The organism is Proteus hauseri (assembly GCF_040139125.1).
Classification (GTDB): domain Bacteria; phylum Pseudomonadota; class Gammaproteobacteria; order Enterobacterales; family Enterobacteriaceae; genus Proteus; species Proteus hauseri_B.
In genome coordinates, this window is the sequence record NZ_JBEEUB010000006.1 from 205,428 (window position 1) to 220,162 (window position 14,735).

Here is a 14,735-nt window from a genome sequence, read left to right on the forward strand (position 1 = left end):
GATATTAACTTACTTTTGAGGTATTCATAATGACATTTAATAAATTAAGCATCGTTGGCGCTGCTGTTGCTTTATCTTTAGCTTCTTTCGGTTCAATGGCTGAAAATAATGGCGTAATTAACTTCGTAGGTTCAGTTGTTGATTCTCCATGTAACATCGCTGATGAAAGTTTAAACCAAACAGTTAAATTTGGCGAAATTTCACGTGTGTTCTTAGAGCAAGGTAATGAAAGAGAAAAAACTTTCACTATTAAATTAGAACAATGTAACTTCGACAAATTCAAAAAAGATGACCAAGGTGCATGGTTACCTGTTAAGACTATGAAAATCCAGTTTGACGGACGTTCATATGCTGATGCTACTAACACTCTGTTAGCAACTGACAGAACTAAAGCAAACAACGTTGGTATCGCTATCGATACTTACAAATTTGGTGAAGCTGCAGATATTTTATCTAAAATCCGTAACAAACAAGGTACTAACGTACTTGAGTTTACTGCTTTAGCTAAAGCTGTTGACGTATCTAAAGAAGTTAAAGAAGGCGAATTCGCTGCTATCGCTGACTTCCGTATTTCATACGAATAATGCACCAATATATGTATAGGGGATATCCCCTATACATATTTATATAATGGTAATGAGATGATGAATTTTAATAAAAATAAGTATCTGACTATTTTAAATACGATGGGAGTACTATTTTTTGCATCATCGGTCTCTTTTGCTTTTGATGACACGACAAAGCCGAAAGTTCTTAAAGCAAATGCTACATTATCTGGTTCAGTTATCGCATCACCTTGCTCAATAAAAATGGAAGACCGTTATCAATATATCGATTTCTCAGATATTGCACTATCGAAAATTGATAACAAAGTAAAAAGGGAAAATTTAAGGAAAAGCTTTTATATAAGATTATCTGATTGTGTTAGTCAATATAGTGATACGGACAAGAAATCATTAAATATTCAGTTCAATGGATTAGAAGCAAATAATGATTCTATATTTTCAATGTCAGGGAGTTCTCAAGGGCTTGGATTTTATATTTTAGATGAAGAGGGGAACATTATTCCTCCTAATCGCCCTTATTATATTGATCATCTTATATATCAAAGTAAAGATGCAAAAAAAGATCCGGAATTGAAATACCAAGTGGAACTTGCTTTTACCAATCAAATTATTGAAGCAGGTAAATACTCTGCATTTGTTTATTTTTCAATAGATTATAAATAGATAACTATTTTAATTTTCGCTTGGTCACATTATCACGGTGGATGAATATGCTAATTTCTAAAAATATGGCAAAAATAGTCTTATTGCTAACAATGACACCGTGCTTCTATGCCTATTCTGTAGAATTTAATACCGATATTCTTGATGCTTCTGATGCTGCTAATATTGATATTAGCCAATTCAATAGCTCTGGCTATATTATGCCTGGGGATTATCATCTTACTGTTTTTAGTAATGGCGAGCGAATAGGTCCAAGCCAAAAAATCAGTGTATTCCCTGTCGAAAAAACCGCCTCTTCTGAAAATATCTTTAATACCGTTTGTATTCCTAAAAATAATCTAGAACTATTAGGGCTAACAGAAGAAGCTGAAAGTAAAGTCAAAGTTTATCATGAAGATCAGTGCTTAGATTTATCTGCTTTAACTGGAACAAATCTCACGCTAGACCTTCCTTCCCTTGCATTAAAATTAACTGTGCCACAAACATGGCTACAATATTCAGATCCTTCTTGGGTGCCACCTTCTCGTTGGGAAGAGGGGATTGTTGGTGCGTTTATAGACTATACCTTGTCGCTAAGTGGTGCGAAATATAACTCAGGTTCAAAATCTGTTTATGCTTCGATGAATGGTACGAGTGGCTTCAATATGGGGGTATGGCGTTTTCGTAGTGACTATAGCATGAGCTATCAGAAAGAAAACGGCGGCAGTAGTGATAACCAAGAGTCCCATAATTTTGATTTTAACCGCTTTTATGCCTATCGTTCTATAAAAGCACTGGCTGCAACATTAACAATGGGTGAAAACTATTTTTACTCTCAGTTATTTGATGCATGGCAATATACAGGGATCACGCTAGAAAGTGATGATCGTATGCTACCGCCTAAATTAGTGGGTTATGCCCCTGAAATTGTGGGTGTTGCCAAAACGAATGCGACAATTATTGTAAAAAGCCAAGACCGTATCGTATTAGAAACAACCGTACCACCGGGACCGTTTAGAATTCAGACATTGGATAGCTCTATTCAAGGTCAACTGGATGTCACCATTCGTGAAGATAATGGTGAAGAGCGTAAATTTACTATTTCTACTGCAACACTGCCTTATTTAACACGACCAGGACAAGTCCGTTATAAATTAGTGGGTGGTAAAACACGTTATGATGACCATAAATTAACAGGTGATACTGTTATTGGTGGTGAAGTTTCATATGGTGTAAGTAACGCATGGAGTGTGTACGGTGGTAGCCAGTTATCACAAAATTATCAATCCATTGCATTAGGTATTGGTCGTGACCTTTCTATGTTTGGTGCCTTATCTTTTGATATTAACCAATCATTTGCCAAATTATCAGACAGCGATAAACAGGGTCGTTCTTATCGTGTGAACTACTCAAAATCGTTTGATGAAGTAAAAACAAATATTACCTTTGCAGGCTATCGTTTTACAGATGAAGATTACCGTACAATTAGCCAAACAATGGAAGAGAGAAGAACAGGACAAGATGCCTATTCTCCAAAAGAGAGTTATCAAATCTATTTAAATAAATATTTTGATGATTTTTCATTATCACTTAACTATCAACATAATACATTCTGGAATAGCCGTTCTCAGACACAATACGGTGTTTATGCTAATACCCGTTTCTCACTATCTAAAATAAAGATACGTGATATTAACCTGACACTTTCTGCCTTTAGATCGCAACAGGAAGGGGTCAACGATGACACGTTAAGCCTGTATGTATCTGTGCCATTTGACCAAGGTGGAAACCTCACTTTCTCTGAACAATATACTAAAACCGATGAGAAAGGGCGTTATAACCATAATGTTGGGTACAGTGGATATGATGAAGGTTTAAGCTATAGTGTGAATGCGGGCTTAACTCATGGTCAAGCAATTGATAATGAATCTTCATTTAGTGGTTATGTAAGTAAAGACACAAGTCTAGCGAATGCCTCAGCAAGTGCAAGCTATGTGCCAGGTCAATATAAGAGCCTAAGCGGTAGTATTTCTGGTGGTTTAACAGGAACATCTCATGGTCTTGTTCTTCATCAACCAGCTTATGGTGATACACGTTTACTGATTGAAACTCCGGGTATATCAGGTGTGCCTATCGAAGGGGAATCAATGAAAACGAATGCATTTGGTTTGGCTATTATTCCTAGTGTAACCAGTTTCCGTAGTTCATCAGCAGCGATAGATGTCAGTGCATTACCTGAAAACTATGATGCAGTAGATACCATGACCGACATAACCTTAACGCGTGGTGCGATAGGTTATCGTCAGATGAAAGTTATTAAAGGTTATAAATTGTTTGCTACCGTTAAAATGGTCGATGGTAAACATCCTCCATTTGGAGCAAGTATTCGTAATAAAGATAATGTTGAATTAGGCATTGTGGGTGATGAAGGCGTGGCATGGGTAGTTGGTGTCGCGGAAAATGATGAATTGGGTGTGTTCTGGGGAAATGAGAAACGATGCACCATTAGTCTACCTGAAACCATAGATCCAAAAACACAAATGCTATTAATGCCATGTAAGTGATGCTAATAAAGGTTAATCACAAATGAAAAAAGAACTTAAAAATACCGTTATTTCTACTCTTTTCATCTCATTAATGGGAGTCTCTACGGTTGCTCAAAGTGCAGTAACACTAGACAGAACCCGGGTTATTTTCCCGGGTACTGAGAAATCGATTAATATTACTATTCGTAACGATAACCCAACGCTTCCTTATTTAGCTCAAACTTGGATTGATGATGCAAATGAGAAAAAACTAACCACTGGACCATTAATTGCCACGCCACCTATTCAGCGGTTAGATCCTAAATCATCAAGTATTGTTCAAATCAGTACAACACCTTCTGTCGCCTCATTGCCACAAGACAGAGAATCTGTTTTTTACTACAACTTACGTGAAGTACCACCTAAGTCTGAAGAAGCGAACGTACTGCAAATTGCGTTACAAAGCCGTGTAAAACTGTTTTATCGCCCCGCTGGAATTTTACCTCAAGCCGATAGCATGTGGTTTCATAGCGTGACATTAACGCCTTCAGCTAAAGGATATACGGTTAATAATGTGACTCCATTTTATTTAACAGTAATTGGTTTGGCATCAACACAAAAAACCGCTGAAACGGGTGCTTTTGATGTGGTAATGATCCCACCTAAATCAGACCATGAATTTGCTATGGCAAAAACAACCGTTCCTTATATGACCATTATTAATGACTACGGTGGAAAGCCAACACTGAAATTTAAGTGTGATGCAGCTAAATGTACTGTAGAAAAAGAAATGTAACCTAAGGAATAAGAGATGAACTCCCAGAAATTACGTTATTTAAAGAATACATGTTTATCTGTGATAATTTTATTATCTGGGAGTTATGTCTATGCAGCAAATATTTCTGTTGATAAAACAATAAACTCATCACCGAATAAAAACATTCAAGATATTTATGAAAATAGAAGTAGTGGCTATTTATATGTTACAGCGAATATTGTAAGTTCACCTTGCGACTTGATTGATTATCATATTAAGAGTTATCGTCCAACTAATAAATTTCTCTCTTATGATGCTTTTCTTATTACAGCTAATGTATCTCAGTGTGGTGTTGGTAATTTGTTTGAATCATTGACAGTAAAAAACATGTCAACACCCACGCCAGTAAATCTCTCATTTATTGAATATGATCAAGTGCTATCTCGGCATAAATTCTTATTACAAAATGGTAGAAACTCACTGCAATTTGAAGCACGTGAATTAGGTGCTCATAGCTATTTAATGGAGATCTATTATGAATAAGTTGATTTACCTATTATTACCATTATGTAGTCTCTCCAGCTATAGCTATGCCGGTGGTTCATTAGATATCTCTTTTATGGGAAGTTTAGTCTCAACAGGCTGTAAGTTACCTGAAGCGCCTTATAATTTAGAGGTTCAGCTTAATAAAATAAGCAGTAAATATCTTTATGAATATGGTCGTTCTCAAGCCATTGAGTTTTCTATTCCAATAGTTGATTGCTATGTCAGTGATTTAAATAAAATGATTTCAATAAAATTAAATAGCAACGACCTTGTAACCGATAAAGGTATAAGTTATTTAAAAACAGACGGTGGTTCTAATCTTTTACTAGGCTTACTTGATAGCAACGATGCAGTAATAAAATTTAATGAAAAAATTGATATGTCACGCGTTATTGTAAGTGGTAAAGATGAACAAAATTTATTGAATTTTAAGGTTTATGCTCGTCCGCCTATTACGGGTGATTTAAAAGAGGGCGCGTTTTCATCTACCGTTACATTTAACATTGATTACCAATAGGGAGCGATAATGAAAAGAATACTATTTGCGCTAACCCTTGGCTTATTATATGTGCCTATTTCATCGGCTGAAATCCACATTACAGTTAATGCAACATTAATTAATCCAGCATGTACCGTAACAGATGGCAAAGGGGCAAAAGAGTTATTTGTCGATTTTCAAAATGTGGATGTTAATGCTGTAGTAAAAACACCGCCAAAAAATTTTGATGTATTAATTAAAGATTGTAACCTCAATAAAATGATGAATTTATATCTTTCTCCAAAAGATAATGGTTATTTCTCTTATAATGGTATTGATGTATTAGCCACAACAACAGATCAATTGGGAATTGAGTTTTCGGATATTACCAGTGGTAAACGTAAAATTAATGTTCAACGTTATGAACGTATCACACCAATTCTTAGTGGCAGCAATTCAGGGAAGATCTCACTAAGTACTCAATTGGTTGCAAATAAACCGGGTACGCAACTTAAAATGGGACCATTTACTGCTAATGTCTCTTTATTAGTTGATTATAATTAGAGGTTAGTATGAAGAATTGTTTATCATCAATTAATAAATTATATTATGCTGTTTTAGTAGCAGGATTAGTATTATCTAATAATGTGCATTCTGCACCAGCTAAAATGTATACGAGTGCAGCACAAAACCCCCAAGATGGATATATTATTGACTTAAGTCGAAATGCTAAAATATCCACAGTTCCAAGTATAGGTACTGATGGTATTTATTACTATAAAGTAGGTGATACTTACACTATAAGCGATAAAGGATTACGCCCTTCAGGTAGAGTTAATTGTACGGGTAGTTTTTATCAAGAAGATGCCAGTGTAAAAGCAGTAGGTAGAGAAGGATATCATCGTATTTTTACTTATATTCCTAGAGCACCTAGAAATGCCACTATCAATGGATTACCTCTTTATCAATTAAGCTTCAATACTTTTGTTACTATTTATTCAAATAAAGGAATGGTTGATAATTGGATCAATTATAAAGCAAGTATATGTAGTTCTGGAAGTGGAACTGCGACTATGAAAAGCTTTGTTTATCAATTTCCATTTGAAATAAGTATTTATGTTAAGAAACGAAATTTGGATGGAATAACTGTTATTCCATCATCTGACTTTGCTGGATATTCTCGAGCATATAGTACATTTCCCGTAGCTCAAACGATGGCTAAATTGCCACCTTTTTTACCCGTCACAAATGTTACTGCACCAATGCGTTTAATTGGTGCGACTATTGTCTCTCCTGCTGAATGCCGAACTGATGTGGGTGGTAGTTTAATTATTAATCACGGTGTATTAAATGCAGAAAAATATGAAAGCCGTGTAGTGAGATCGATTAATTTCTCTTGTGACCATGTGATCCCAACGCCCGTTGAATTTGAATTGCATTATACTAAAGATAACGATCCACAGCAGCGATTACCATTAAAAGTGGATGGCACAAATAGAACCATTTACAGTAAAATTCAAATGATAGATGCTGAATCTGGCAATAAAGGACAACGCTTTATTTCAAGAGTAGGGCAATATAAACAAATTCAAATTGAAAGTATCTTAAAAGGTGAGAATGCCAATGGCGGTAATTACAGTGGTACCGCAGTATTAATTGCAGCTTATCCTTAATACTTTTTATTGATTTAAATAATACGATTAAAAAATGCTATTAAATTTTCTTTAATAGCGTTTTTTTTAATGAAAGATAACGGCTTATTGAATGACTGGTTTAACGGCTAACGGTAATGACTCGCTATTTTTATTAATTAAATTCCAACACAAAGTTTGCCGAGGCATTAACTTTTCCCGGTTTGACTTCATTACCATAACGGAAATATTCTGCTTTTAACGGCACACTTGTTGAGCCACTGGTTAAATCTGCGAGCTTAACAAATTGATTATTAACTAAACGTGTATCATTGCTTAATGGCGATGAGACAACAAAGCCAATTCCTTCTGCATTATCACGACCACCTTCATTATCAGCCTTAATAACCGATTCTTGACCTTCATAACTTGCGGTATTACTTGCCATCAGTTTTATTTTGGCAGAAACGTTACCTGTGCAATTAATTCTTAGATTATCTTCAGCATAAGCTTGTTCTGTAGGAAAACCAATCTTAGGAAATGCAGAGGTTGATATTCTAGGTAGGTTCATAACAAGGTTCGTATTTTCAGCACTGCATGAGGTTGGTGCACTAATAATTTTAACTGAAAGCCGATAACTAAAGCCCACCGCAGTTGTACCACCACCAGAACTAAAGCGGTTAATTAATACTGAACCAATATATTGGGTAGTAAATTGTTGTGACTTAGGATTATCTTTAGTTGAATAGACAATAACCGTTGCATCTCTAGAATAGAGCTTATCATCATTAACAGGGATCTCTTGTCCTGGCTGACTTCTAAACGAGTGCTGGGTTTTATTATCAATGAGCACATAAGCGTAATCGTCTAAACCAACGATAGGACCATTACGGACAACATAATAAGCGGGTCTGCCATCGATATCCATGTAATAGGTCGGGACAACACCACTACCTTCACTATAGGTAGCATAGGCATAAACTTCAGCGCCATCAGGACAATCTGCAACAGAGACATCAGAGCCATCTCGAACAAAGGTAAAACGGCCTATTTCTTGGTTCTTTTTAATTGAACCGCTTAATTCAACCGTACCTGCTCTTGCATCCATGGTGCCATGTTTAATACCACCGTTATTAACGCAATTTGGTGCAGCATAACTATAAAAAGAGGTTGAGGATAAACCAAGTATAAAAGTAAGAAATAATAAATTATTGGTTTTCTTTTTGCTGTTAGTCATTTTATTTCCTTATTTACACTCGGCGGTTAAAATATATAACCCATTGTTTGGCGACTGATTATTAGCATTGTAGTTGGCATGGCAGCGATATGTTTTACCTTCAGATTTCCACGAAACTTGAATATTACCTTGTGGTTTATCTGCAACAAAATAGAGCTGATTAAAGTTGGCAACCAGTTGTTTTTCAGTTTGCCCTATATCTGCTTGAGCACCCATTGGAATAACACTGTTATCGGGTGTTTCTAATGTGAGTAAGAATTTAAACCCTTTTTTGGCATCAAAATCAGCAAGGATTAATGCCCCTTTAGTTGGAATAACATTGCTAATAATGTTATTCGAAATTTCAGTATCAGCGGGGATAGATTTAGTATCAATGCTAATACTGTTTTTCTGATAAGGAGACATGCCTGAAATAACCGCTAAACCACTACCATCTGTTTTCACTGACTGACCATTAATAACTTCAATACCCGCAGTATCTTTTGTCAAAATTAAGGCATTAGTCTGTTGTAACGATGGAGTCAGTACTGCGCCATATTGTGTTGCTACTAAAGCACCACTAATACCGTAGTTAAGATTTTGTCTATCTTTTGAGTATGAATAACCTGCATTGACAATAGCACCAGAGGTCTTATAAGAACCATTCAATCCACCGCTATAGTTAACACCTTTGTTGCCATAACCTTGATAAACATCCCAGCTCGCTTGATTTTTCTCGCCGTAAGTTCCACTTAAACGTGCGGTATGTAAGGTTTGGTCGTGATTATTGGTTGAAACGGCATAGTTCGCCCACACATAGTTTTCATTCCATGTTAATGGAATACTAATGTTCATACTTAAGTCATAAGTATTTTTATCGTTATTATCGGATCGATTACTATCGTAATAAGTATAATAAATACTGTAGTTGATTTTGTTTATTGAGCTATTAAAGCCAACGTTATAAGAGCTAATATTTTTACCATCAGCGTACTTATAAATAATGGAATTTAAATTTATCGATGAGTTATTTGAGAATAAAGGCTGACTAATGGACATGGTATATTCATTTTTTAGTCCCTCATTTGCCTGATATTCTTTATCTTTGTACTCCATTGCATCATTGAAGTTAAGAAAATTAGCATCAAAATGGCGATATCCCACCACAGAAACATTGGTATTGGTTAGCTCAATATTTTTTGAATAATTAACTCTAAAGGCGTTACCGTTTAAAGATTCATCATGATTAACGGTTGATTTTGCATAGAGCCAATCTGCGGTAACAGCACCATAACTACCGAAGTTAATCCCACTTCCTAAGCCAAAAGATTGGTATTTTTCAGCAACCAATAAACCACTATAGAGTGTGACATAATCGGTTAAACCGTAATAAGCTTCAGCTTGGGTTAAATAGGTGCCATCGCCACTGTTATGGCTATCGTATTTTCCTGTTGAAAAGCTATATTTCATTTCACCTTTTCGTTCTAGGCTGGCAATAGAAGAAAAAGGCACAATGAAATTCTTTTCTGAGCCATCAGATTCTTTGACATTAACATATAAATTTCCCCCACTGCTCATTGGGGAGTAATCAATAATATTAAAAGGTCCTGCTGGTACACTCTTTTTATAGATAATTTGCCCGTTTTGCGTGATGGTGATGATAGATTCTGAATTGGCAATACCAACCACACTCGGGGCATAGGTTCTATTTTGATAAGGCGTCATTAGGCGATCTGTCATTAGCTTTAGTCCGCGGTATTTAACAGAGTCAAATAATTGGGATGAGCTATAAAGATCACCTAACTGTAATTCACTTCTTAAGGCATAAATATCTCTAGAAAGAACATTACTTAATGTATTCCATTTATTTTCACCATTTTCATTTCTAGACCATGTGGAATAATTATAAAAACGCCATGCATCAAAGTTAATTTGGCTTTGAATGTTGCCATAATAGCTATCATTAGTTTCGCCATCGCTGCGACGATTAAAAGATGAAAATGAGTAGTTAACTAAAGCAGCAGGAATACCAGAATCCCAGCTATTGACTTCGGTGAGTTGGATCCGGCTTTCATTAATATATTTTTGCGGTAGTGTCAGTACATATTGGCTTCTATTTAAATCAAGGAGACCAACAGCGTGTTCAATAAGATTAATATTAACAAATTTTTCGTCTTTATTAATTAATTCACTAGGAATATCAACACCGGCTTGATACCATTCATCGGCTGTTAATAAAGGTACTAGCGCTTTTTTATTTTCGGCATCATCCATTAATGCGAATTCGATTTCACGATTAACAATACGGTTATTATTAATAAAGAAATCAACATGATAGTAGCCAGGTGCGATAGAGGATTCTCTAAATACACTGAGATCTTCATTGGTAACCTGCTGAGAATTACCTTCAATATTCAATAGATTAGGTGGATAATAGTCATCTGCTGAAGTATTGAAGGAGGCAAATAAACCTCCCGCTATCAATAAATAGAGTGAAGATTTATTAAAATAATTATCCTTTCCATTTTCCATTTTCATATTAAAATAAATCTCTTATTTATAATTTAAAATCTACTGGAACGCCTTTGCCAAAATCATCAATATAAAGTAATTGGATATTGCTTTGATTATTTGGTGTTTTATTTGTTTTTATAATGGTTTCAGATTTTGGTGGTAAATAACCGGGGTTATTTTCAATTTCACTATTGTTAATAAATAGTTTTCCAATGTTAACAAAGAAAGGCGAGTTATTAGTAACAACCAAATTGCCATTTTTTACTGACCATTTAAGTGCTTTTACTTCTTCTTCAATATTAATATTACTGAGTGATTGTGGACGATAAATTAATTTTATTTTATTAGTCATAGAATAACGTAAAACATTCTCTAAATTCTCATTGCTTGGGGCAACAAATTTTACGTTAATCCAGTACATCGATTCGGTATCATTAGGTAATGTAATATTCTTAGTAACTTGTAGTGTATTTTTCTGCTGTGCAACGAGTTTTAGTAAAGGCGGTGTGATAACAAAATGTTGTGTGACCTTGCCGTTAAGATCTTCAATCCAAGATTGTAATAAATAATTGGTGTCTTTATCGGTATTAAATGCAACAAAGCCTTCGTTATTACTCTGTTCATTATAAATAACACGTGTTGTTTCTAAGCCAAAACCAGCAAAGCTTGATGTTACTGTGCTAAGTATAAGTCCTAATCCTAAAAATACGCTTTTAAAAGACATAACGATGACAACCTTTAGGTAAAAGCGCAGGCTAAAGCCTTAACCTGCGCTTGCTTGTTATTGATAATTAATTATTATTGATAAGTAATTGTATAATTTAGTGTTGCATCTGCTTGACCCGCAATAACCGTATTTGCTGTACTAATATATTTAGCAACAAACTCAGCACTCCAAGAGCTATCAGCACCTTCTACATCGATAGTCTCCGTTTTACTTCCGTTAATGACTAATGGTGTAGATTTATCTTTAACGTTATAAATACGGATACCTACATTTTTAGCTGTATTTGAGCTGCTTGGATTATCTAACGCTAAGGTTTGGTCAGAGCTATCATCTGCTTTACCATTTAATTGAAGTGTTACTTTCCCTACTGGTGGGCAATTTTCTAAAGTAATCTCAATTTTACCATTACCATTTTCGCCACCTACTTCAGAATCTTTTTCTGTAAATGCGCTAGTAGGGTAACGACCCATTAATACGTTCGCATTAGGTGAATTACTATCGTTAATATCGATACTACAAGAAGAGGAATAGATTAATCCTTTAAAGGATAAAGTACCTGATTGTGTTTCAGCGGCTAATACACCAATACTTGCCGTCATAGCTGAAACAAATAAAGTGATTGGAAGAAGTTTTTTTGTTGAAATAGTCATTTTATGACCTCTATAGATTTATATAAATAGTAGTTGCTTTCTCAATGAAAACAGATTAAATGCTATTTAATTTAGAGATTAACTTACTATTACCAATTATAAATCTAGTAAAAGCAGCTGAATATACAAGTGCTTTAAACAGATAAATTAAATAACAAGATATAATCTTTTATAAAATAGCTTGTTAGCATTTATTATTAAATAAACCTCATATTTAGATGAAATTATTATCTGATAATTAATGCTGAATTCTTTATGGCATTCAATAGGGCTTTTGTGTGAAAAGGAGTTTAGGGGTTTTATTGAACGATGTCTTAGAGACAATGTTACAAAGTTTTCTTATGAAAAAGCCAAAAATCATTAATATTATAATGAATTAAATATATATTAATTAATAATATCAGTATGTTATATTAAGTTGTAATAAAGATACCATTACAAAATAGTTTAACTTTACTTTATGGATAATATATTTAGTTACAAATACGAAGTAATTTACAATATCAAAATGACAAAAACTGAAATAAATCCGAACTTAAGTTAAATTATCATACATTAATAAGTAAATATTGTATTTAATGGATAGTCAAAAAAAGATTACTTTATTGGTTTTAATATAAAATAGTTATTTAAAGAAGCGATTAAATAGAATTATTATGCTTTTTTCATTCGTCTATATAGTGTTGCAATGCTTACTCCTAATATTTCAGCTGCTTTTCTTTTTCCATCAAGAGTATGCCCCGTTTTATCTAATATCTGCATAATTATTTGGTACTCTGAACGATGACTTCTAATTTTCAGATTGTTTTTTTCTTTATTTAATTGAGATAAATTATTGTTATTATTTTTATTCTCTTTAATTGGTTCCATTAATTGCTCATTTTCCTCATCTCCAGTTGCTGTTTTTTCTAATAGGTAATGGGGAAGATGGCTTAGGTTTAAATCGGAAGTTTCACCCTGCATAACATACATATATTCAATTACATTACGTAGTTCTCTGATGTTGCCGGGCCAATCATAAGAATATAAGTAATTAATAATGGCATTTGGGATCCGATTTACGTGCCTTTTATAGCTTATTGCTAGGTCATCAGCAAAATATTGACTGAGTTCTGCAATATCTTCACGATGCTCTCGTAATGCAGGAACATGTATAGGAACGACATTAAGGCGATAAAAGAGATCTTCACGAAATTGACCTTTATCCACCATTTCACGTAAATCTTTATTGGTTGCCGAAATAATACGTACATCAATGTTGATAATATTGTTAGAGCCAACGCGGGTAATGCTTTTTTCTTGTAATACACGCAGTAATTTGGCTTGTAAATGTAATGGCATATCACCAATTTCATCTAAAAATAGGCTACCCCCATGTGCTAATTCAAACTTACCAATTCTTCCTTTTGGATCTGCACCACTAAAAGCGCCTCTTACATAGCCAAATAATTCACTTTCTAATAATTGCTCAGGTATTGCCGCGCAGTTAATAGTAATAAAAGGCTGTTTAGAACGATGGCTTTGCTGGTGAATAGTATAAGCTACCACCTCTTTACCAGAACCGCTTTCCCCTGTTATTAATACACTGGCGTGACTGACTGCCACTTTGCTTAACATGCTTTTTAATTGCAGCATATTTTGTGAGTTACCAATTAAAGGGGAGTGGGGATTTTCATCGACAGAAAAAGTATTTACTTGAGTCATATAATCGCGAGCATCATGGAAAATAACCATGGTGAGCATATCGTTATCAACAGAAGAGAAACTTATTTTTTTGCAAAGTACATGATAACGTTGTTTATTAAGTATTAACCACGCTTCTTCATCCCCGTAAAGAATATCCCCCGTCATCTCGATATCAAGGGGTAAGCCAATTAACTCACAATCGAAAAAACGTAAGGCGGAAAGATTGGCATGCCAAATCTTTCCTTTGCTATCTATTGCAATAACACCTCTGTCCATAACATCTATTAGGTTTCTAAAGGTACCAAAACGTTCTTGCTCTCTTAATCTTTCAAGGCATTCAAAGATACGACTTGAAATCATTTGTGAAAATTGTTCAATAAAAGAGATAAAGGCTTGTTTTTGCTGCATTAAAAACATTTTCTGTTCTCTGTTTGAACAGATGATACCGATAACGCCAATCACTTGATTATTCAGAAAAATAGGTGCATTAAGGTCGAGTTCTTCAGTGCAGGTTAAGCGATTTTGGCAAAGTTGGCAGAGGCTATTTTCTTTAGGGTCTTCAATCAGAATAGTTTTTTGTACTTGTAATACATGGCGATAGATATGGCCGTTATTTGAGACATCTTGATTAAGCATATGACGATAACGTCCTGTGCCAGCAATCCGCATAAGGTTGTTGTCAATTATCTCAACATCAGTACCTGTAATACCTGCTATTGCGTCAGTATATTTACTGATTTCATCTTGTAATGTACTGAGTAGCGATCGCATTAGTTTCTCACCTTAAAATTATCAAA

At 34.6% G+C, this 14,735-nt stretch carries 13 protein-coding genes; 8 read left to right on the top strand and 5 right to left on the bottom strand.

Features of this window, described 5'->3' with window-relative positions; translation table 11 throughout:
- The first annotated feature begins 29 nt into the window (after positions 1 to 29).
- From ABN099_RS11935 to ABN099_RS11970, 8 genes are read left to right on the top strand one after another with little or no spacing between them, the layout of a single operon-like run.
- Positions 30 to 584 carry a fimbrial protein gene (locus ABN099_RS11935; protein ID WP_349464003.1) on the top strand — a complete coding sequence of 185 codons (555 nt, stop codon included), beginning with the start codon at positions 30 to 32 and terminating at the stop codon, positions 582 to 584.
- Between the two features lie 57 nt (positions 585 to 641).
- Positions 642 to 1,229: a fimbrial protein gene (locus ABN099_RS11940; RefSeq protein WP_349464004.1), complete on the top strand. Its 588-nt coding sequence runs from the start codon at positions 642 to 644 to the stop codon at positions 1,227 to 1,229.
- Between the two features lie 41 nt (positions 1,230 to 1,270).
- Positions 1,271 to 3,772: a fimbria/pilus outer membrane usher protein gene (locus ABN099_RS11945; RefSeq protein ID WP_432807508.1), complete on the top strand. Its 2,502-nt coding sequence runs from the start codon at positions 1,271 to 1,273 to the stop codon at positions 3,770 to 3,772.
- Positions 3,773 to 3,794: 22 nt separating this feature from the next.
- The gene (locus ABN099_RS11950) at positions 3,795 to 4,529 is read left to right on the top strand and encodes a fimbrial biogenesis chaperone (protein WP_349464006.1); all 735 of its coding nucleotides are present in this window, start codon (positions 3,795 to 3,797) and stop codon (positions 4,527 to 4,529) included.
- 15 nt (positions 4,530 to 4,544) lie between these two features.
- The gene (locus tag ABN099_RS11955) at positions 4,545 to 5,033 is read left to right on the top strand and encodes a hypothetical protein (protein ID WP_349464007.1); all 489 of its coding nucleotides are present in this window, start codon (positions 4,545 to 4,547) and stop codon (positions 5,031 to 5,033) included.
- Positions 5,026 to 5,553 (top strand): fimbrial protein, encoded by a 528-nt coding sequence (locus ABN099_RS11960; RefSeq protein WP_349464008.1) that lies wholly within the window; start codon positions 5,026 to 5,028, stop codon positions 5,551 to 5,553. Before ABN099_RS11955 ends, ABN099_RS11960 begins: the two co-directional genes overlap by 8 nt.
- Positions 5,554 to 5,562: 9 nt before the next feature.
- Positions 5,563 to 6,078: a fimbrial protein gene (locus tag ABN099_RS11965; RefSeq protein ID WP_349464009.1), complete on the top strand. Its 516-nt coding sequence runs from the start codon at positions 5,563 to 5,565 to the stop codon at positions 6,076 to 6,078.
- Between the two features lie 8 nt (positions 6,079 to 6,086).
- Positions 6,087 to 7,187, top strand: coding sequence for a hypothetical protein (locus ABN099_RS11970; protein ID WP_349464010.1), 1,101 nt, complete (start codon positions 6,087 to 6,089; stop codon positions 7,185 to 7,187).
- 133 nt (positions 7,188 to 7,320) lie between these two features.
- On the opposite strand, the gene ABN099_RS11975 is transcribed toward ABN099_RS11970, so the two are convergent.
- The 5 genes from ABN099_RS11975 to ABN099_RS11995 form a co-directional block, all read right to left on the bottom strand.
- Positions 7,321 to 8,382 carry a fimbrial protein gene (locus tag ABN099_RS11975; RefSeq protein WP_349464012.1) on the bottom strand — a complete coding sequence of 354 codons (1,062 nt, stop codon included), beginning with the start codon at positions 8,380 to 8,382 and terminating at the stop codon, positions 7,321 to 7,323.
- Between the two features lie 9 nt (positions 8,383 to 8,391).
- On the bottom strand, positions 8,392 to 10,899 hold the full coding sequence (locus ABN099_RS11980; protein ID WP_349464014.1) for a fimbria/pilus outer membrane usher protein: 2,508 nt from the start codon (positions 10,897 to 10,899) through the stop codon (positions 8,392 to 8,394).
- Positions 10,900 to 10,918: 19 nt separating this feature from the next.
- Positions 10,919 to 11,599 carry a fimbrial biogenesis chaperone gene (locus ABN099_RS11985; protein WP_349464015.1) on the bottom strand — a complete coding sequence of 227 codons (681 nt, stop codon included), beginning with the start codon at positions 11,597 to 11,599 and terminating at the stop codon, positions 10,919 to 10,921.
- Between the two features lie 74 nt (positions 11,600 to 11,673).
- Entirely contained in the window at positions 11,674 to 12,252 is a 579-nt protein-coding gene (locus ABN099_RS11990; RefSeq protein WP_349464016.1) for a fimbrial protein, read from the bottom strand.
- A 654-nt stretch (positions 12,253 to 12,906) separates the two neighbouring features.
- Positions 12,907 to 14,709, bottom strand: a complete 1,803-nt coding sequence (locus ABN099_RS11995) for a sigma-54 interaction domain-containing protein (protein ID WP_349464017.1) — start codon at positions 14,707 to 14,709, stop codon at positions 12,907 to 12,909.
- Positions 14,710 to 14,735 lie beyond the last annotated feature (26 nt).